This window comes from Trabulsiella odontotermitis (assembly GCF_001188485.1).
GTDB classification, from domain to species: domain Bacteria; phylum Pseudomonadota; class Gammaproteobacteria; order Enterobacterales; family Enterobacteriaceae; genus Trabulsiella; species Trabulsiella odontotermitis_A.
The window spans coordinates 1-19,158 of record NZ_JNGH01000081.1 but is presented as its reverse complement, the minus strand read 5'-3'; the positions used below and the strand labels follow the sequence as shown (position 1 = coordinate 19,158).

Here is a 19,158-nt window from a genome sequence, read left to right as displayed (position 1 = left end):
CTATTCACTGGCGCTACCATAACGAAACGCTTTTCACGCCAGGGGGAAAAGGGCATGAAATGCATTGAGAACGGAATGAAATGCACTGCTCGCGGAATGAATGACATGACGCAAATCGTGAGGAACAAGCCAAAAAAGTAAGTTAGCGCCCACTCTCAACAGAGAATGCGTCATGACTGTGATTGAAATGTAAAACAGTTGCTAAATACAGGCTAAAATTTGGCACTCACCCCCATCAGATAAAGGTAATTTTCACCATTCACGGTATTGTCCGATTGCGATAGCGACGCAAACGCCGCCAGATGCGGGTTCAGCGACATATCCGCGCCGACGGTCACATCCACCCAGTTACCGTTGGGATCCGCTCCCGGCATCCGCCCCGGGCCGGGCGGCGTCTGCCACGGGTAACTGGCATCCTGCTGCGTAAAGTTAAGCTGCGCCCACGGGCGAACCCCCCACAGGAGGCCGGAATTCACCCGCCAGCCCACGCTCAGGGTATGCTGCCCTTCCTGCGACACGCCTTTCGACGCACTGGTCGAAAATCCCACCACGCTCTGTGAAGCGTTGATCCGCTCGGCGAGAATATCCTCGTAGCGCGGTTGGTGATCGCTATCCCATGTATAGCGTTCCGACGTATTACTTTGCGGGCCGATAGCGATATATTCCTGTTGCCAGGCAAAAACATCCGTCGCAAAACAGATCCAGACGGAGGTACACACCGGAACCAGTACGCTCCAGCGGCCACGGTATTTCTTTATAATCATGAAACGACTCCAGAAAAGAGCCGAACCCGGCGGTATTGTTATTTGAAGAGGCTTTGATAACCCTGTATTAACTATTGTCTCTTTAACAGACACGTCAAGCCGGCGTCGCGACAATTTCGCTGCGACACATATCCAAAAGGGAGAGACGCTATGCAACGTTGCGGTTGGGTTAGTCAGGATCCGCTCTACATCGCCTATCATGACCAGGAGTGGGGCGTTGCCGAAAAAAACGCACAGAAACTGTTTGAGATGATCTGCCTGGAAGGCCAGCAGGCGGGATTGTCATGGATTACGGTACTGAAAAAACGCGAAAACTACCGCAAGGCGTTCCATCAGTTTGACCCGCAGAAAGTGGCCGCCATGACCGAGGAAGATGTGGAACGACTGGTGCTGGATGCCGGAATTATCCGCCATCGCGGTAAAATTCAGGCCATCATCGGCAACGCGCGCGCCTTCCTCGCCATGGAGCAAAACGGCGAACCCTTTGTGGATTTTGTCTGGTCGTTCGTCAACCACACGCCGGTGGTCACCACCGCGACAACGCTGGGTGAAATTCCTGTGTCGACGTCCGCGTCAGACGCCCTGTCGAAAGCGCTGAAAAAACGCGGCTTCAAGTTCGTCGGCACCACGATTTGCTACTCTTTTATGCAGGCCTGCGGTCTGGTCAATGACCATATCGTTGACTGCTTCTGCCATCAGGGGAATGGGAGGTCGGGATGATTCGCGAATGGCTCGATGACGATACCTCTCCGCTACTGACGCTGTGGATGGCAAGCACCATCCACGCACACCCTTTTATTGATGAAAGCTACTGGCACGAAAGCGAAGCGCTGGTGCGTGAGGTCTATCTGCCCGCCGCCGTGACCTGGGTGTGGGAAGAGGACGGCGTGGTGAAGGGATTTGTCAGCGTGATGGAATCTCAGTTCGTCGGGGCGCTGTTTGTCGCGCCCGACGCCGAACGGCGCGGCATCGGCAGCGCGCTGCTTAATCACGTTAAGCAGCACTATTCTGAGCTCAGCCTGGAGGTATATCAGAAGAACAGCCGGGCGGTAAACTTCTACCATGCGCTGGGTTTTCGTATCGAAGACAGCGCATGGCAGGAAGAGACCCAGCATCCGACCTGGATTATGCGTTGGCAGGCGGATCANAACGCCGTTAGCGTAAGCGCCGGGCCATCATATTTCTCCAGCCAGGCCAGCGCGGTGTTGCCGGCGCAGCCGTTGCCCAGACGCGAACTCGGCAGGTCTTTCGTCAGGACGTTGACCGCGCCGTTTTTGCAGATGCCGCCCGCCGCCGGATCCAGATCGGGCCAGGCGCCTTCATGCAGGCACATCACACCAGGGCGAATCCCCTCCGTCACCACTGCGCCCGCCAGCACCTGTCCGCGCGCGTTCCATACGCGCACCAGATCGCCATCGGCAATGCCGCGTGCCTGCGCATCCTGCGGATGCAGCGTCAGCGGTTCGCGCCCTGCCACCGCATATCGTTCGCGCAACGCGGTGTAATTCAACTGGCTGTGCAGACGGTGCGCCGGGTGCGCCGACAGGAGCTGTAACTGCCCGTCTTCCGCATTGCCGTGCCACTCGTCAGGCTCCAGCCACATCGGGTGTCCCGGGCAGTCGGCGTAGCCAAACCCGGCGATCCGTTCGGAATAGATCTCTATTCTACCGCTGGGCGTTTTCAGCGGATTCGCGTCAGGATCATCGCGAAATGCCGCGAAGCGGACAAACTGCGCATTCTGTTCGCTTNTCTCAATCAGCTGGTCCGCCTGCCAGAACGCACTGAATGGCGGCAGCGTCACTTGCTGGCTGGCACCACGCTGGCTGGCGATGTCATAAAACGTCTCCAGCCATTGCAGGTCGGTTTTGCCCTCGGTGAAGCGCGCCCTGCCGCCCGTTTCCCAGCGCTCGCTGAGATCGGCAAAGACATCGAAATCATCCCGCGCCTCGTCGCGCGGGGCGACTACCCGCTTCATCGGCACCAGATGCTGGTTGCTGTAGTCGCCGGTCATGGTCAAATCGTTACGTTCAAAGGAGGTCGTTGCGGGTAATACGATATCCGCATGGCGCGCAGCAGCGGTCCAGAAGCATTCTGAGATCACCACCAGCTCCGGTTTTTGCCACGCGCGGATCAGCCGGTTGGTGTCCTGATGATGGGTAAAATTGGCACCGCCCGCCCACCACAAAAACTGAATGTCCGGAAAGTGACGATCCATACCATTATGCTGATAAGCGCCACCGGGGTTTTCCAGCGCTTCCACAATGCGCGCCACCGGAATTTTATCTACCGCGTCGGTGCCGCCTGCCACGTTGCCCTGCATCGAACCGAGCACCGCCGCGCGGCGCGTCGGGTTGCCGCCGTTGGCAAAATGGTAAGAGAGGCCAAACCCGCCACCCGGCGTACCAATTTGCCCGAGCATGGCGGCGAGCGTCACCAGCATCCAGTGTTTTTGCTCGCCAAACTGCTGGCGCTGCATGCCCCAGCCGGACATCAACATAGTGGTATTTTCGTGGAACAACTTCGCCAGTTCGCGAATTTTCGCCGCACTAACACCGCAAATCGCCGCTGCCCATTCCGCCGTTTTCGGCTGTCCGTCGGTTTCACCCGTCAGGTAACCGGCAAACACCTCGTAACCGGTGGTGCAGCGATGTAAAAACGCGCGATCATGCCAGCCGTTTTCCTGCAAGGTGTACGCAATGCCAAGCATCATCGCGACGTCGGTGCCCATATGCGGCGCAATCCACTCGCCCGCGTCGCCGAAGAAATCCACGGTTTCCGATCGCATCGGATCAATGCAGATCAGCCGTTTGCCGCTATGGCGCAGTTTGTCGAACCACGGAATGCCCTGCTCATCCGACGCGTTCCACGCAATTTTCAGCGTATTCATCGGGTTGGCGCTCCACAGCACCACCACGTCGCTGTGTTCCAGCACCAGCGGCCAGCTGGTCTGCTGCTGATAAACTTCATTGCCACCGACCACGTGCGGCATGATGGCCTGCGCTGCGCCGGTGGAGTAATCGCCCAGGTGCCCGGTGTAACCACCCGCAAGACTCATATAGCGCTGCAGCAGCGTCGCGGCTTTGTGCAGCACACCGTTAGAGCGCCAGCCATAAGACCCGGCAAAAATGGATGACGGGCCATAGCTTTCGCGAATGCGTCGGTGCTGCGCATCGATGAGATCAAGCGCCTCGTCCCAGCTCACCCGGACAAACTCGTCCTGCCCACGTTGCCCCTGCGGTTGTTCCGGCGAAGCCAGAAAACCTTTTCGCACCATCGGGTAGCGGATACGCGTTTTGCTGTGCACCTGCTCGCGCACTACGGATTGCAGCGAATTACGGAAGCCGGTGTCCAGCGCTCCGCGTGACGAAAGGACGGTGTCGCCATCGGTTTCAACCAGCATCGGCCCCCAGTGGGCGGCGGTTAAGATCGTTTTAGTTGCAGATGAATGTGACAAAGCATGCTCCTGAACGCGGATGCTGATGTGTGTGGTTTACCTGTAATTTTGTCCATATTCAGCTGACTAATCAATCGTCAGGCATCCTGCGGCATAGAATAAAAAAGATTAAGCATCATCCGTTTTCGCGCTAAGGTGTGGGCTCATTCTGGCGAAGGAGCAGTCATGGCGAATAAGGCGCGTGCCACTATCAGTGACGTGGCAAAAGCCGCGAAAGCGGGAAAAACCAGCATTTCACGCTATCTCAATGGCGAAAAACATCTGCTTTCCGAAGCCATGCTGGCGCGCATCGAAAAAGCCATCGCCGATCTCGACTACCGCCCAAGCCTGATGGCGCGCGGTCTGAAGCATGGCCGCACGCGGCTGATTGGCCTGATCATCGCCGATATCACCAACCCCTATTCGGTGCATGTGCTGAGCGGCATCGAAGCCGCCTGCCGTGAGAAAGGCTTCACGCCGCTGGTCTGTAACACCAACAATGAAGTCAATCAGGAGCTGCATTATCTCGATCTGCTGCGCAGTTATCAGGTGGAAGGGATTGTGGTGAATGCCGTTGGCATGCGGGAAGAGGGGCTGAATCGCCTGCAACAGTCATTGCTGCCGATGGTGCTTATCGATCGCAAAATTCCTGATTTCGCCTGCGACGTGGTCGGTCTCGACAACACGCAGGCCGCCACTACCGCCACCGAACACCTGGTCGATCAGGGCTTCGAGGCGTTGCTGTTTCTCAGCGAACCGCTTGGCACCGTCAATACGCGACGCGAGCGTCTTAGCGCGTTTCGTGCCACCCTCGCCCGCTACCCGGGCATCATGGCGGAAAATGCCGAGGTGCCGCTGGCGGACAGCGCCGTGATCGACAACGCCCTGCGCCAGTTTCACACCCGTCATCGCGGCATGCGCAAAGCCGTTATGTCTGCCAACGGCGCGTTAACGCTGCAGGTTGCCCGCTCGCTGAAACGGCTCGGACTGCACTGGGGCAGCGACATCGGCCTGCTCGGGTTCGACGAACTGGAGTGGGCGGAGCTGGCGGGCGTCGGGATCACCACCCTCAAACAACCCACCTGGCAGATCGGTTTCGCGGCGGTCGAGCAGGTGGTGCGCCGCATTGAGGGCAATCATGAACCCATCCGCGAGCAGGTCTTTTCCGGCGAGTTGATCGTTCGCGGCTCCACGGCTCGCTAAATTCTCTTCGTGACTGCGATCATAATTTGAGCAAAGGCGACTTTTCTTTGGAATCGGTTCCATTTAGCGTTACTACAAGATTAATGCAGTGTAACCGCCGGGGAAATGTCCGATGGGAAGAAAAATTATTGTCGTTACCGCCGCTTACGGTAACGATCGCATCAAAGCGCTGGGCGGGCNAGAACTTAACCACCTGCCCCGGCTGGCGTCGGAGATCGAACAGCAGAAGCTGCTGGCCTGTTATTCCGCGCCGGAACCGCTGTTTGAGCGCGACGGCAAACTGAATCCACGCCTCGGGGCGCTGCTGCAGGAAGCGCAAACCCTCAACGCGCTATGGCTGAAACTCTCGCTGGGCCATTTCTCCCACAGCGCTGCGCTGGAGCCGCTGCGCGCCATTCTCGCCAACACCGGCATGGCGCTGGTGGTGGAAAACGATCAGACCGACTGCGGCCAGCTGGCGCCGATGCAGCGCTTTAAAGCCGCCTGTCAGGTACTGAAACTGCCGGTCACACTGACCTTCGACATGGGCAACTGGCTGTGGGTGGGGGAATCGCCTGAAGAAGCCGCGCGTCATCTGGCCCCTGCGGTCAGCTATATCCACGTCAAGGCCGCCNNCCGTCACCCGCCACTACGTTAATTTATTACGCGAGGAGTAAGCCATGGACAATGCACTGGATGTCATCACGATCGGCGAAGCCATGGCGATGTTCGTCGCGAAAGAGACCGGCGACCTGGCGGACGTTGAACAGTTTATGAAACGCGTCGCGGGTGCCGAGCTGAACGTAGCGACCGGTCTGGCGCGTCTGGGTCTGAAAGTGGGCTGGGTGAGCCGCGTCGGCGACGACAGCTTTGGTCGCTTCGTCCTTAACGGCCTGAAAAAAGAGGGGATTAATGCCGAAGGCGTGATCCTCGATGGCTGCTACAGAACCGGATTTCAGTTGAAATCTAAAGTTGAAAATGGAACCGATCCCATTGTGGAATATTTCCGCAAGGACTCCGCAGCCAGCCATCTGTCGGTAGATGACTACTACGCCGGGTACTTCTCCCGCGCCCGCCATTTACACCTGAGCGGCGTGGCGGCGGCGTTGTCCCGCAGCTCCTGGGAACTGCTCGATCATGCGGCACGAACGATGAAAGCGCAGGGCAAAACGCTGTCGTTTGATCCAAACCTGCGGCCGGTACTGTGGGAAAGCGAAGCGGAGATGGTGGAAAAGCTGAACCAGCTCGCCGTGCAGGCGGACTGGGTGCTGCCGGGGCTGAAAGAGGGAATGATCCTCACCGGCCGCCAGACGCCGGAAGCGATCGCCGATTTCTATCTCGATCGCGGCGTGCAGGCGGTGGTGATTAAAACGGGTTCCGACGGTGCCTGGTACAAATCGGCGACCGGCGAAAAAGGCGCCGTGGCCGCCGTCAGAGTAGAAAACGTAGTGGATACCGTCGGGGCGGGTGATGGCTTTGCCGTTGGCGTCATCAGTGCCCTGCTGGAAGGTAAAACGCTGCATCAGGCCGTCGCGCGAGGCAACAAAATCGGCTCGCTGGCGATTCAGGTGCAAGGCGACAGTGAAGGTCTGCCGACTCGCGACGCCCTTGGCGACGCGTGACAGGCATTGTGCATAAATAACAGCCACCGTGTACCCTACAACAACGGCGGCACTCACCTCATACCCAGAGGCAAGCCTATGAACAGTTCTACAAATGCAGCTAAACGCTGGTGGTACATCATGCCGATCGTGTTTATCACGTACAGCCTGGCGTATCTCGACCGTGCAAACTTCAGCTTCGCCTCCGCGGCGGGCATTAATGACGATCTGAACATCACCAAAGGGATATCGTCCCTGCTCGGGGCGCTCTTCTTCCTCGGCTATTTCTTCTTCCAGATCCCCGGCGCGATCTACGCCGAACGCCGCAGCGTGCGCAAACTGATCTTCGTTAGCCTGATCCTGTGGGGCGCGTGTGCGTCACTGACGGGTGTGGTCACGAATATCCCGGCGCTGGCGGCGATCCGCTTTATTCTCGGCGTCGTGGAAGCGGCGGTGATGCCCGCAATGCTGATTTACATCAGTAACTGGTTCACCAAATCCGAACGCTCCCGCGCTAACACGTTCCTGATCCTCGGCAACCCGGTGACGGTGCTGTGGATGTCGGTAGTCTCCGGTTACCTGATCCAGTCTTTCGGCTGGCGCGAAATGTTTATCATCGAAGGGGTGCCTGCCATTCTGTGGGCCTTCTGCTGGTGGGTGCTGGTGAAGGACAAACCGGCGCAGGTGGGCTGGTTGTCCGACAGTGAAAAATCCGCGTTACAGGCGCAGCTTGAGCAGGAACAACAGGGGATCAAAGCCGTGCGTAACTATGGCGAAGCGTTCCGTTCCCGTAACGTGATCCTGCTGTGCCTGCAGTATTTCACCTGGAGTATCGGCGTGTATGGCTTCGTGCTGTGGCTGCCGTCCATCATTCGTTCCGGTGGCGAAAACCTCGGTATGGTCGAAGTGGGCTGGCTGTCGTCCGTGCCTTACCTGGCCGCCACCATCGCGATGATTGTCGCTTCCTGGGCGTCTGACAAACTGCAAAACCGTAAACTGTTCGTCTGGCCGCTGCTGCTCATCGGCGCGTTCGCCTTCATCGGTTCCTGGGCGGTGGGCGCCAATAACTTCTGGGCGTCATACACCCTGCTGGTGATTGCCGGTGCGGCGATGTATGCCCCCTATGGCCCGTTCTTCGCCATCATTCCGGAGATGCTGCCACGTAACGTGGCGGGCGGCGCAATGGCGCTGATCAACAGCATGGGTGCGCTCGGATCGTTCTTCGGCTCCTGGTTTGTGGGCTATCTGAATTGCTCCACCGGCAGCCCGGCCGCGTCATACATTTTCATGGGGGTGGCACTTTTCGCCTCAGTGTGGCTAACTCTGATTGTTAAGCCTGCTAATAATCAACAACTCCCGACAGGCGCACGTCACGCCTGATTACGGCAACCACGGAGATTCGCATGAAGCCGTCAGTCATTCTCTACAAAACGCTCCCGGACGATCTGCTGCAACGTCTGCAAGACCACTTTACCGTGACGCAGGTGAAAAACCTGCACCCCGACACGGTTGAACAACACGCCGATGCCTTTGCACAAGNNGGTCGGGCTGCTGGGTTCCAGCGAGAAAGTGGATACGGCGCTGCTGGAGAAGATGCCGGCGCTTCGTGCGACCTCTACGGTGTCGGTGGGCTACGATAATTTTGATGTCGATGCCCTGAACGCGCGAAAAATTCTGCTGATGCACACCCCGACCGCGCTCACCGAAACGGTGGCCGACACCCTGATGACGCTGGTACTGAGCACTGCGCGTCGGGTGGTGGACGTCGCGGAGCGCGTGAAAGCGGGTGAATGGACCAAAAGCATCGGCCCGGACTGGTTTGGCGTTGATGTTCACCATAAAACGCTCGGCATCGTCGGGATGGGACGCATCGGGATGGCGCTGGCTCAGCGCGCGCACTTCGGTTTTAACATGCCAATCCTCTATAACGCGCGTCGTCACCATGAAGAGGCCGAAACCCGCTTCAACGCCCGTTATTGCGATATGGATACCCTGCTGCAGGAAGCGGATTTTGTCTGCCTGATCCTGCCGCTGACGGACGAGACGCGTCACCTGTTTGGTGCTGAGCAGTTTAAAAAGATGAAGTCTTCCGCCATTTTCATTAATGCCGGTCGTGGACCGGTGGTGGATGAACCGGCGTTGATCGCCGCACTCAAAAATGGGGATATTCACGCCGCCGGACTGGACGTGTTCGAGAAAGAGCCGTTACCGGTGGACTCACCGCTGCTGTCGCTGCCGAACGTGGTGGCGCTGCCGCATATCGGGTCAGCTACACACGAGACGCGCTACAACATGGCGGCGACGGCGGTGGATAATCTGATTGATGCCCTGAACGGCAAGGTGGAAAAAAACTGCGTGAACCCGCAGGTGGCGTGAAATTTACAGGCCGGGTGAGCGCGATGCCACCCGGCTTTTTTATTGCCTCAGCGTGTCGCTTCGACCGCGCTGCTCCAGGCCTGGCTGAACGCCTGATGCTGCGCCGCCAGAGGACCAATCAGCGCATTATACTGGCTGGCCTGCTGTGACGTCGGGAACTGAATGCCGTTGGCGACAAAACTCACCTGTGCGCCCTGCTGCGCGACAAAATCACCCACCTGGACCAGTTGCTGCGTGAAGACCTGTGCCGCCGGGATCAGCGGTTGCAGCGCGTTCGCGGGGGTCGTCACGACTTTGGTGTAAACCTGGTCGAAGACCGGTTTTAAATCGTCTGGTTGCTTCAGCGCAGCATGCGCGGCATCGGCCTGCATCTTCGCGTTTTCCAGTTGCTGGCTAAGCACGCCCAGCGCGCCGTTCGCCTGGCGCAGCGGTTCGCGCTGCGTCATGTAATCCTGCGGGACACGAATGGCGTTTACGCTATCAACGACCGGACGCAGCCCGGCGTCCATTGCCTGACTCACCTGCTGAGAATAACCATACAGCACGGCGTAATCAGAAACGAAAGGACCGAACTGTTTTTTCTGATCTGCGGTCAGGGTAGGTAAACGTTCGCCGCTACGCATCACCGTATTCTGTAAAAAGTCGACAAACGCTTTGCGCTGATCGCCTTCTTTATCGAAACACCCGCTCAGGCTAACCACCATTAATAACGCCGCAACAGGCGCAAACCAGCGAGAGCAGGACTTTCCTGTCGCCATTTTTCTTACTCCTTTCAGCAAAAAATGCGCAAACTGGCACACGTGTGCCTGACGCTGACAAGGATAGTCCAGGTCAGCGCGGCAAGATACCTTTTCCTTACCTCCAGACTGCAAAAAAGCAACAGAAGATCCTGCTGCGCTTCGCCTGCATTGCCAATTTTGTGATGAGGATTTACAAAAAAATTCATAACTAAACCAGGCGTGATTTTTCAATGTATTACCTTTTTACTGCAAAAAGCTGAAACGCATCAGGCCCGGATAGTACCGGATCGAAATCGATCCCAGGAGAAATAACTGGCTATGATTAATGAGCTCTTGTTATTCACGATCCCGCAGTGTGATTCAGAGGAGTTCTCAATGGAATATAAAGATCCTGAGTTTGATCTGTTAGGCAGTCTGGAACAGATTGTTTTTAAAGATGCATCGCAGTTTGTCACCCTGAAGCCGGCGGCTTCATCCCTCATTGATTTCGAACAGTTGCGAAAAGGTACCGGGTTGAAGCTGGACGAATTCGCCAGAGCAATGGGCGTCAGTGTGACGATGGTGAAAGAGTGGGAGTCAAAACGTGTGAGACCTTCCGCCACCGAGCTCAACCTGATGCGTCTGATGCAGGCAAACCCGCAGGTCTCAAGGCTGTTAACAGATTGATTTTATCTCAAATGAGATGTTATCGACGGTCCTGGAAAACAGGACCGTTTTCTTTTTTGAAAAGAAAAACATTGCTATCCCCGTCTCAACGTGCGTTAATGACGCCGGTTTGATTTACAGACCATAAAGCAGTTGTGTTGAGCAGTCCTCTCACAGGTTGTCCGTTGATACCCTCGTAGTGACCTTTCCCTTTATGCTTCAAATCTGTAATCCATACCATTATTGCCATCTGGCAGCACACTTACATTAAAGGAAATCACTATGTCCGGTAAAATGACTGGTATCGTAAAATGGTTCAACGCTGATAAAGGCTTCGGCTTCATCACTCCGGACGACGGTTCTAAAGATCTGTTCGTTCACTTCTCCGCTATCCAGAACGATGGCTACAAATCCCTTGATGAAGGCCAGAAAGTGTCCTTCACCATCGAAAACGGCGCTAAAGGCCCGGCTGCTGGCAACGTAACCAGCCTGTAAGCCTGACTATGAGCCTGATTCAGGCTCTGTAGCACGTAAAGATCCTCGTCATTGACGGGGATTTTTTTTGCCTGTTATTTGCCGCTTAGTTTAAATTCAGCACAATACAGCGGTTGCCTCGATACTGATCATCATATTCTCCCTCTACCTGTCACAAAATAAACCATGAGAAGCAACGGGAAGCCATAAATAAGGCCGTCCGTAGTCTCTGTTTATACTTCTTTTTTACAGTTTCACGCTATCGTCATTTATATTCATGGAGTGAATAATGCCTGTAAAACTAAAAGTCATCACCGTCGGTGATAAAACCACAACCGGCGGAATAATTGAGAGCGGGGCGCTGACGGTTTTTTGTCATAACAAAATGGTTGCCCTCATTGGCTCTGAATCCTTTTGTCCTCAATGCAAGACCACCGGCGTTATTTGTAAAACCAAACAGTTTCAGGTCTTCGCCGAAAATAAACGGGTCTGTCTGGAGGGCGATATTGTTGAATGTGCCTGCCCCCCAGGCACCAACCGTGTTATCGCCTCGCCGAATGCTTTTGAGTTTATTGGTTATGAAAACGGTATGGTCGGCTACTCTGTCGGTCATTCGCTGTTAAATAATGAACCTCAGGAGCCCGAGCAGCACGCGCAGGCGGTCCGGAAAAGCGCCGCACAGGAACAACCTCAAGAACAAAACACACAGAAACCCAAACGGGAAATTACGCTGACGCTTGGCGTGTTTTTTGATGGCACCGGTAATAACGCCGTGAATACAGCTAATATGCTGAAAGCCTGCACGGCCAGGCATTATAACCTTAACGATGCCGAGGCTACGGGCATTCTGGAAAAATGTGCGGAAGAAGAATTTGACGTATCGGGAAATGGGGCAACCAGTTACACCGGTTATTACACGAATATCCACTGGCTGAATACATTGTATAAAACCACCTTCTCTGAAGGCAGTCCTGACATTCAGCAGACCATTTATATTGACGGTACAGGCACAGAAGCCGGTCAGCCTGACAGTATGATTGGATTGGGGCTAGGAATATCCGATATGGGAGTTATCGCCAAAACGGATAATGCTGTTGCTCAACTATCCCGGGCCATTACTGACACCATTAAACAACTAAAAGATAAATCATCCGGTTATGAACTGGTGATCAAAAGCCTTCAGTTTGATATTTTCGGCTTCAGCCGGGGCGCTGCGGCATCGCGACATTTTGCCAACCGTATTCAGTCAGAAGATCCCGCCATTATCAGCGCCATCCGGGAGGGCATGATTGATACTACATATAAGGGCGCGCCTGTTGGTAAGATCCGCTTTATCGGTATCTTTGATACCGTGGCGGCAATAGGCACCCCGGCAAACGGCCTGAATCCGCATACCGCAGACACCGGCGAGGTGAAGATTGAACTGCATCCGGGCGTGGCGGATAAGGTTTTTCATATCACCGCGGCACATGAATGCCGGTTTAACTTTGCCCTGAACAGCGTTAAACCCGCATGGCCTGAGCTGGTGCTGCCGGGGGTGCATTCTGACCTTGGGGGCGGGTATTTGCCGGTAATAAAGGAGAACGTTTTTCTGACCCGACCGGAAACGGAGACGGTGCCGCTCCGTCAGCCAGGTCAGCAAACCCGCAGTTATCGTCGTGCAGTGAAACAGATGGCCGCACTGGATTTATACCCCAGCATCGCTCCCCTTCTGCCTGGCAACGAGATTGCGGTGGAAACCTGGTATGACGACAGGATGCCGCCGGATCGTTACAGCGAGCCACAGAAACGCAGCTATGCGGCAGTCACCTTACGCAACCGGATCGTGAGAAATGACTGGTCGAAGGTGGTATTGCAGGTGATGCTCGACGCCGCCGAGGAAGCTGGAGTGTTGTTTGAGCCTGCGGATGAAACAGACAAGGATTTGTTCCTTCCTGCAGACCTGGCTTCGCTTTGTGAAAAAGCGCGGGCAATGGGCAACGCGGCCCGATCCGGTGAAACTCCTGACGCATTCACCCCTGAAGAGCTAAATATCATTGCCGGGAAATANCGCGACAGATGCCGCTGACGCTATCAGCGGCGGGGCTGCGCCTGTACAGATCATCAGTTTCGTTAACCGGCCGGATGAGAACTGGCGACGCACCATCTACGACATGGACGGGAAACAAGTATGACGCTGAAAACGCTGTTGCCACTGTTACTGCTGATGCTATTAACGGGCTGTCATTCCGGCGAACCCCAGACGCCGGAAGAGACCGGAGAAATGCCCTACGGGCGATGGGGCTTTGCCTTTTTTACCCCCTATGGCTTATCCGCCGTCGTCACTCGCGCCATGATTATCGACACGGAAAAAGTAGTATCGACATATCGCACTCTGGACAGTACGCCAGGCGATCCGGACACCGTCCAGACCTGGAATAAGCGGGTCTGGATACAAACCCAGTTCAACAAAGCACGGCACCCGCCGGCCATGATGCTGTTCTGCTGGGACTCTCGTATTGACAGAAAGACCTACGAGACTCAGATAATTTTCCCGCCGTCCCTGCGTAAAACAATGCTGACGCCAACAGGCAAAGATAAGTGGGGTAATACGGAATGGTATAAAACGATGCTGTTTGGTCTGGCGCCTGAAGGCAAGGTCAGGATATGGCTGAAAAACAGCGCCGGTGGAGATAATGTGCCGCTGGAACCCAAAAAAATCACCACGCTGTCCGGGGATAAACTCGTCGCCTGCAAGGGGATAACACAAAGTGATTTTTCGCGCGGGTATAGTAATTACATTAAAGACTTTATCAAAGGGAAAACTTACCCCTATGGTGACTGGTAAATGGTCAGTTAATGCGACGCACATCATCAGTTTCGTTAACCGGCCGGATGAGAGTTGCCGACGCGCACGCCTGCCTTTACGCCGGAACCCGATCAACCAGGCGTCTGGTGCCAGTCGTAGACGCAGTCGTTGATGAGCGGCTCGCTCGCCATCACGCAGGCTAAAAACAGAGGCGGGAATGATGTCTCTTGAGGATATGCACTAAGAATAGGCCCGGCAAGCAGAGACCGCCGGGCACAGGGGGTTACTGCAGCAGCGAAATATCCGCGACCTGCAGGAACAGCTCACGCAGCTTAGACAGCAGCGTCAGACGATTGATACGTACGTCTTTGTCTTCGGCGTTCACCATGACTTTATCAAAGAACGCATCGACCGGCTCGCGCAGAGCAGCCAGTTCGATCAGCGCTTCCTGATAGCGGCCTTCCGCGAAGAACGGCTGCAGCTTATCACGCAGCACCACCAGGTTACCGGCAAGCTTGATCTCTTCGGCTTCTTTCAGCACGGAAGCATGAACCGTATCGTTCAGCACTTCGTCCGATTTGGCGAGGATGTTCGAAACGCGTTTGTTGGCAGCCGCCAGCGCCGCCGCTTCGTCGAGTGTACGGAAGTGGGAAACCGCCTTCATGCGCGCATCGAAATCCGCCGGACGGGTCGGACGACGCGCCAGCACCGCCTGAATGGTGTCGACGGTGTAGCCTTCGTCCTGATACCAGGCGCGGAAACGGCCAAGCATAAAGTCGATAACGTCATCCACCACGTTGGCATTGGTCAGCTTATCGCCGTACAGACGCACCGCTTCTTCGGTGAGGGTCTGCAGATCCAGATTCAGGTTCTTCTCAACGATGATGCGCAGCACGCCCAGCGCGGCACGACGAAGCGCAAACGGGTCTTTGTCGCCTTTCGGATGCTGACCGATGCCGAAGATACCCGCGAGGGTGTCCATTTTGTCGGCAATCGCCAGCGCGCAGGCCACCGGGTTCGACGGCAGGTCATCACCGGCAAAACGCGGCTGATACTGTTCGTTCAGCGCCACCGCAACGTCTTCCGCTTCACCGTCATGACGCGCGTAGTGCATGCCCATGACGCCCTGGGTGTCGGTGAATTCGAACACCATGTTGGTCATCAGGTCGCACTTGGAGAGCAGACCGGCACGGGTCGCGTGATTGACATCCGCGCCCGTCTGACCGGCAATCCAGCCCGCCAGCGCCTGAATACGATCGGTTTTGTCGCGCAGGGTGCCGAGCTGCTGCTGGAACAGAACGGTTTGCAGACGCGGCAGGTTATCTTCCAGACGCTTTTTGCGGTCGGTTTTGAAGAAGAATTCGGCATCAGCCAGACGCGGACGCACCACTTTTTCGTTACCGGAAATAATCTGCTGTGGGTCTTTCGACTCGATGTTGGCCACGAAGATAAAGTTCGGCAGCAGTTTGCCGTCTGCGGCGTAAACCGGGAAGTATTTCTGGTCGCCTTTCATGGTATAGACCAGCGCTTCCGCCGGAACCGCAAGGAATTTCTCTTCGAATTTGGCGGTCAGCACCACCGGCCATTCCACCAGCGAAGTGACCTCTTCCAGCAGGCTTTCGCTCAGATCGGCTTTACCGCCAATCTTACGCGCCGCTTCTTCAGCATCCGCTTTGATTTTGGCTTTACGCTCGGCGTAATCCGCAATGACTTTGCCACGCTGACGCAGAATTTCAGGGTACTGATCGGCGTTGTCGATGGTGAATTCCGGCTCGCCCATAAAGCGATGACCGCGAATGATACGATCGGCGTCGATGCCCAGAATGGTCGCCGGGATGAGCTTGTCACCCAGCAGCAGCGTGACGGTATGTACCGGACGCACGAAATGGACATCGGACGCGCCCCAGCGCATCAGTTTCGGGATCGGCAGTTTCGACAGCGACGTAGCGACCATGTTCGGCAACAGCGCTTCCACGCTTTCGCCTTTCACATGCGCGCGATACAGCAGCCACTCGCCTTTATCTGTGGTCAGGCGTTCTGCCTGGTCAACGGTAATACCGCAACCACGCGCCCAGCCTTCCGCCGCTTTGCTCGGTTTCCCTTCCGCGTCAAACGCCTGGGAAATGGCCGGGCCGCGTTTTTCGACTTCGCGGTCCGGCTGAGACGCCGCCAGACGGGCGACTTTCAGCGCCAGACGGCGCGGCGCGGCAAACCATTCAACGTTGCCGTGTGCGATGCCGGCGTTATCCAGCTCCGCAGTAAAGTTCGCAGCAAAGGACTCTGCCAGGCTGCGCAGGGCTTTTGGTGGCAGCTCTTCAGTGCCAATTTCCACCAGAAAAGTATTCTCAGACATGGCCGCCTCTTAGTTGTCTCTGTTGCACATCGGGAAGCCAAGGGCTTCACGGGACGCGTAGTAAGCTTCTGCCACGGCTTTCGTCAGGGTGCGAATACGCAAAATATAGCGCTGACGTTCGGTGACGGAGATGGCTTTACGCGCATCCAGCAGGTTGAAGCTGTGGGCGGCCTTCAGAATACGCTCGTAGGCAGGCAGCGGCAGCGGGGTTTCCAGCGCCAGCAGATGCTGGGCTTCTTTCTCATACTGCTCGAAACAGGTGAACAGGAAGTCCACATCCGCGTATTCGAAGTTGTAGGTGGATTGCTCCACTTCGTTCTGATGGAACACGTCGCCGTAGGTGGTTTTACCCAACGGGCCGTTACTCCAGACCAGGTCGTAAACGCTGTCCACGCCCTGAATGTACATCGCCAGACGCTCCAGACCGTAGGTGATTTCACCGGTCACCGGCTTACACTCCAGGCCGCCGACCTGCTGGAAGTAGGTGAACTGCGTCACTTCCATGCCGTTCAGCCACACTTCCCAGCCGAGACCCCAGGCGCCCAGCGTCGGGTTTTCCCAGTTGTCTTCCACAAAACGGATATCGTGGATGGTGGGATCCAGCCCAAGCTCTTTCAGGGATCCGAGGTACAGCTCCTGAATGTTGTCCGGTGACGGTTTAATGATCACCTGGAACTGATAGTAGTGCTGTAAGCGGTTCGGGTTTTCGCCGTAGCGGCCATCAGTCGGGCGGCGGGAAGGCTGCACATACGCAGCAGCAATAGGCTCTGGCCCCAGCGCCCGCAGGCAGGTCATAGGGTGAGAAGTCCCGGCGCCAACTTCCATGTCCAGTGGTTGAACAATGGTGCAGCCCTGACGAGCCCAGTAATCCTGTAAGGTCAGGATGAGGCCCTGGAAGGTCCTGGTATCAAACTTTTGCATATTCTTTCGTGCTGGATACGTGTGGATTTAAAGGAAGGGACCAGTATAACCGCTGGCTGCGAGATATACAGTACGAAACGGCGCTGTTTAAGTAAAATTGGGGAAAAAGAGGCGGTTTGCACGCGCCGGGCGGCGCACACAGGGGATCAGCGCATCGAAAGATGCAAAAACTGGCCTTCGGGATCAAACGAACAGACAAAGCCCTCATTACGCGAGGTATAGCCCCGCAATTCATAGCTGGCCTGATACTTTTCAAAGCCGGTCACATCGATGTCCTGCATGGCGGTATTGTAGCGTTCCGCCGCCCGGTTCTTGCACAACTGCTCCATGTCGAGAGAATGCAGCGGCGTCGCTTTGGCTTTCTGCGCCTTTTGCGGCGGGGATTGTTCGGCGCTGCATCCGGCGAGCAACAGCAGGGCCAGACAGGAAACTACATATTTCATCATCATTTTCTGATTACCGCATTGTTATCTGGCTGTTATTTTTTAATAGACTATCGTTCAGGTCGGAGCATTCTGCGAATCTGACGCAGACTCTACAAGCATGTGTCGAAAAACTCGGAATTTTCCAGTCAACGGCGGAGATAAATCGCAAGTCTGACCCTTTTTAGCGAGGACACTGAGGCACTGATGCAGTCAAAAATTAACTGGATAGATAATCTGCGAGGGATTGCGTGTCTGATGGTGGTGATGATCCATACCACGACCTGGTATGTGACGAATGCGCACGGCGTCAGTTATCTGAACTGGGAAATCGCCAACGTGCTGAATTCCGCGTCCCGCGTCAGCGTGCCGCTGTTTTTCATGATTTCCGGCTACCTGTTTTTTGGCGAGCGCAGCGCCCAGCCGCGGCATTTTCTGCGTATCGGGCTGTGCCTGTTGTTCTACAGCGCGATTGCGCTGGTTTATATCGCGGCATTCACTCAGATTAACGTCGGCCAGTCGCTGAAGTATCTGCTGCAAAAACCGGTCTTCTATCACCTGTGGTTCTTTTTCGCCATTTTCGTCATTTATCTGGTTTCGCCGCTGATTCAGGTAAAAACCGTGAGCGGCAAAATGCTGCTGGCACTGATGGTGGTGCTGGGGATCGTGGCGAACCCCAATACGGTTTCCCAAAAAATAGACGGTTTCGAATGGTTGCCGGTCAATCTCTACATCAGTGGCGACACCTTCTATTACGTGCTGTACGGCCTGCTCGGCCGGGCCATCGGCATGATGGATACCAATCGAAAACCGCTGACGCTGCTGAGCGGAGTGGTATTTATCATCGCTGTGGTGGCCATTTCGCGCGGTACGCTGCATGAGCTGCAATGGCGCGGCAATTTCGCCGATACCTGGTATCTCTACTGCGGCCCGATGGTGTTTATCAGCGCTATAGCGATGCTGACACTGGTTAAAAACACCCTTAATGATCGGGCGCTGCCGGGCCTTGCGTTGATATCACGTCACTCGCTGGGGATTTACGGTTTTCACGCGCTGGTGATCCACGCACTGCGCACCAACGGCGTGGAGCTAAAAAGCTGGCCGCTGGTGGATATCCTCTGGATTTTCAGCGCGACGCTGGTGAGCAGCCTGCTGTTGTCGATGCTGGTGCAACGGCTGGATACTCGCCGGTTTGTCAGTTAAACAACAATGCCCGGCGGCGCCTCACTTGCGCGGGCCTACAAAACCGTAGGCCGGATAAGCGTAGCGTCATCCGGCAACGATTTTTTATGACATCAGCGGCAAAAGCTGCTGATAAAGTTTGCGGAAGATTTCGCGCCGTGGCGCGAAACGGGCAAACCGCGCGGCGTCAGGCTGATGCGACTGCTCCAGCGGCAGTTGTGGGAGAAGATCGCCGTACGGCGTGCCGGGGTGCATCGCCATCTGCGCCAGCCGCGCC

13 protein-coding genes and 6 pseudogenes are annotated in these 19,158 nt (G+C 55.9%); 12 read left to right on the top strand and 7 right to left on the bottom strand.

The annotated features are described in order from the left end of the window. Positions 1–212: 212 nt before the first annotated feature. Positions 213–764 carry a hypothetical protein gene (locus tag GM30_RS10125; RefSeq protein ID WP_049848525.1) on the bottom strand — a complete coding sequence of 184 codons (552 nt, stop codon included), beginning with the start codon at positions 762–764 and terminating at the stop codon, positions 213–215. A gap of 150 nt (positions 765–914) precedes the next feature. Here GM30_RS10125 and tag point away from each other — a divergent pair, with 150 nt between their 5' ends. Together tag and GM30_RS24260 are read left to right on the top strand one after the other, a co-directional pair. After that, positions 915–1,484 carry a DNA-3-methyladenine glycosylase I gene (gene tag / locus GM30_RS10120; protein ID WP_049848524.1) on the top strand — a complete coding sequence of 190 codons (570 nt, stop codon included), beginning with the start codon at positions 915–917 and terminating at the stop codon, positions 1,482–1,484. Beyond that, positions 1,481–1,909: pseudogene (locus GM30_RS24260) on the top strand (N-acetyltransferase); the annotation flags it as partial. The gene tag and the pseudogene GM30_RS24260, both read left to right, overlap by 4 nt. Here the strand turns inward: GM30_RS24260 and GM30_RS10115 are convergent. After that, positions 1,890–4,218 (bottom strand): annotated as a pseudogene (locus tag GM30_RS10115) (molybdopterin guanine dinucleotide-containing S/N-oxide reductase). The pseudogenes GM30_RS24260 and GM30_RS10115 sit on opposite strands and share 20 nt — an antisense overlap. A 165-nt stretch (positions 4,219–4,383) precedes the next feature. On the opposite strand from GM30_RS10115, the gene GM30_RS10110 reads away from it, so the two are divergent. The 5 genes and pseudogenes from GM30_RS10110 (at position 4,384) to ghrB (ending at position 9,356) form a co-directional block, all read left to right on the top strand. Continuing rightward, the gene (locus GM30_RS10110; protein ID WP_049848523.1) at positions 4,384–5,400 is read left to right on the top strand and encodes a LacI family DNA-binding transcriptional regulator; all 1,017 of its coding nucleotides are present in this window, start codon (positions 4,384–4,386) and stop codon (positions 5,398–5,400) included. A 112-nt stretch (positions 5,401–5,512) separates the two neighbouring features. Further along, a pseudogene (locus GM30_RS10105) lies at positions 5,513–6,022 on the top strand (sugar phosphate isomerase/epimerase); the annotation flags it as partial. A 37-nt stretch (positions 6,023–6,059) separates the two neighbouring features. Next, complete coding sequence (locus GM30_RS10100) at positions 6,060–7,001, top strand: sugar kinase (protein ID WP_049848521.1); 942 nt, start codon at positions 6,060–6,062, stop codon at positions 6,999–7,001. Between the two features lie 78 nt (positions 7,002–7,079). After that, a complete protein-coding gene (locus GM30_RS10095) occupies positions 7,080–8,360 on the top strand; it encodes an MFS transporter (protein ID WP_049848520.1) in 1,281 nt (426 codons plus the stop codon). Between the two features lie 23 nt (positions 8,361–8,383). Next, positions 8,384–9,356: pseudogene (gene ghrB, locus GM30_RS10090) on the top strand (glyoxylate/hydroxypyruvate reductase GhrB). A gap of 47 nt (positions 9,357–9,403) precedes the next feature. Here the strand turns inward: ghrB and GM30_RS10085 are convergent. Continuing rightward, positions 9,404–10,114 carry a DUF3053 domain-containing protein gene (locus GM30_RS10085; protein ID WP_049848519.1) on the bottom strand — a complete coding sequence of 237 codons (711 nt, stop codon included), beginning with the start codon at positions 10,112–10,114 and terminating at the stop codon, positions 9,404–9,406. A 357-nt stretch (positions 10,115–10,471) separates the two neighbouring features. Here GM30_RS10085 and GM30_RS10080 point away from each other — a divergent pair, with 357 nt between their 5' ends. The 4 genes and pseudogenes from GM30_RS10080 to GM30_RS10065 all read left to right on the top strand — a co-directional run bounded on the left by GM30_RS10080 (position 10,472) and on the right by GM30_RS10065 (position 14,042). Then, on the top strand, positions 10,472–10,762 hold the full coding sequence (locus tag GM30_RS10080) for an HTH-type transcriptional regulator (RefSeq protein WP_049848532.1): 291 nt from the start codon (positions 10,472–10,474) through the stop codon (positions 10,760–10,762). Between the two features lie 261 nt (positions 10,763–11,023). Next, positions 11,024–11,236: a transcription antiterminator/RNA stability regulator CspE gene (gene cspE / locus GM30_RS10075; protein WP_049848518.1), complete on the top strand. Its 213-nt coding sequence runs from the start codon at positions 11,024–11,026 to the stop codon at positions 11,234–11,236. Positions 11,237–11,504: 268 nt separating this feature from the next. Further along, positions 11,505–13,389: pseudogene (locus tag GM30_RS10070) on the top strand (PAAR domain-containing protein). Further along, positions 13,386–14,042 carry a DUF2931 family protein gene (locus GM30_RS10065; protein WP_049848517.1) on the top strand — a complete coding sequence of 219 codons (657 nt, stop codon included), beginning with the start codon at positions 13,386–13,388 and terminating at the stop codon, positions 14,040–14,042. The pseudogene GM30_RS10070 and the gene GM30_RS10065 overlap by 4 nt, the downstream one beginning before the upstream one ends. Before the next feature lie 244 nt (positions 14,043–14,286). On the opposite strand, the gene glyS is transcribed toward GM30_RS10065, so the two are convergent. The 3 genes from glyS to GM30_RS10050 form a co-directional block, all read right to left on the bottom strand. After that, positions 14,287–16,356 carry a glycine--tRNA ligase subunit beta gene (gene glyS, locus GM30_RS10060; RefSeq protein WP_049848516.1) on the bottom strand — a complete coding sequence of 690 codons (2,070 nt, stop codon included), beginning with the start codon at positions 16,354–16,356 and terminating at the stop codon, positions 14,287–14,289. Between the two features lie 9 nt (positions 16,357–16,365). Continuing rightward, positions 16,366–17,277 (bottom strand): glycine--tRNA ligase subunit alpha, encoded by a 912-nt coding sequence (gene glyQ / locus GM30_RS10055; protein ID WP_049848515.1) that lies wholly within the window; start codon positions 17,275–17,277, stop codon positions 16,366–16,368. Between the two features lie 146 nt (positions 17,278–17,423). Then, the gene (locus GM30_RS10050) at positions 17,424–17,726 is read right to left on the bottom strand and encodes a YsaB family lipoprotein (protein WP_049848514.1); all 303 of its coding nucleotides are present in this window, start codon (positions 17,724–17,726) and stop codon (positions 17,424–17,426) included. A gap of 180 nt (positions 17,727–17,906) precedes the next feature. Here GM30_RS10050 and GM30_RS10045 point away from each other — a divergent pair, with 180 nt between their 5' ends. After that, positions 17,907–18,902 carry an acyltransferase gene (locus tag GM30_RS10045; RefSeq protein ID WP_049848513.1) on the top strand — a complete coding sequence of 332 codons (996 nt, stop codon included), beginning with the start codon at positions 17,907–17,909 and terminating at the stop codon, positions 18,900–18,902. An 84-nt stretch (positions 18,903–18,986) separates the two neighbouring features. On the opposite strand, the pseudogene GM30_RS26585 reads toward GM30_RS10045, so the two are convergent. Further along, positions 18,987–19,158: pseudogene (locus GM30_RS26585) on the bottom strand (xylulokinase); the annotation flags it as partial.

What these genes read in the sequence shown, in the direction of transcription:
- GM30_RS10125 (WP_049848525.1), bottom strand. Translation starts at nt 764, where the DNA reads ATGATTATAAAGAAATACCGTGGCCGCTGGAGCGTACTGGTTCCGGTG.
- tag (WP_049848524.1), top strand. Translation starts at nt 915, where the DNA reads ATGCAACGTTGCGGTTGGGTTAGTCAGGATCCGCTCTACATCGCCTAT.
- GM30_RS10110 (WP_049848523.1), top strand. Translation starts at nt 4,384, where the DNA reads ATGGCGAATAAGGCGCGTGCCACTATCAGTGACGTGGCAAAAGCCGCG.
- GM30_RS10100 (WP_049848521.1), top strand. Translation starts at nt 6,060, where the DNA reads ATGGACAATGCACTGGATGTCATCACGATCGGCGAAGCCATGGCGATG.
- GM30_RS10095 (WP_049848520.1), top strand. Translation starts at nt 7,080, where the DNA reads ATGAACAGTTCTACAAATGCAGCTAAACGCTGGTGGTACATCATGCCG.
- GM30_RS10085 (WP_049848519.1), bottom strand. Translation starts at nt 10,114, where the DNA reads ATGGCGACAGGAAAGTCCTGCTCTCGCTGGTTTGCGCCTGTTGCGGCG.
- GM30_RS10080 (WP_049848532.1), top strand. Translation starts at nt 10,472, where the DNA reads ATGGAATATAAAGATCCTGAGTTTGATCTGTTAGGCAGTCTGGAACAG.
- cspE (WP_049848518.1), top strand. Translation starts at nt 11,024, where the DNA reads ATGTCCGGTAAAATGACTGGTATCGTAAAATGGTTCAACGCTGATAAA.
- GM30_RS10065 (WP_049848517.1), top strand. Translation starts at nt 13,386, where the DNA reads ATGACGCTGAAAACGCTGTTGCCACTGTTACTGCTGATGCTATTAACG.
- glyS (WP_049848516.1), bottom strand. Translation starts at nt 16,356, where the DNA reads ATGTCTGAGAATACTTTTCTGGTGGAAATTGGCACTGAAGAGCTGCCA.
- glyQ (WP_049848515.1), bottom strand. Translation starts at nt 17,277, where the DNA reads ATGCAAAAGTTTGATACCAGGACCTTCCAGGGCCTCATCCTGACCTTA.
- GM30_RS10050 (WP_049848514.1), bottom strand. Translation starts at nt 17,726, where the DNA reads ATGATGATGAAATATGTAGTTTCCTGTCTGGCCCTGCTGTTGCTCGCC.
- GM30_RS10045 (WP_049848513.1), top strand. Translation starts at nt 17,907, where the DNA reads ATGCAGTCAAAAATTAACTGGATAGATAATCTGCGAGGGATTGCGTGT.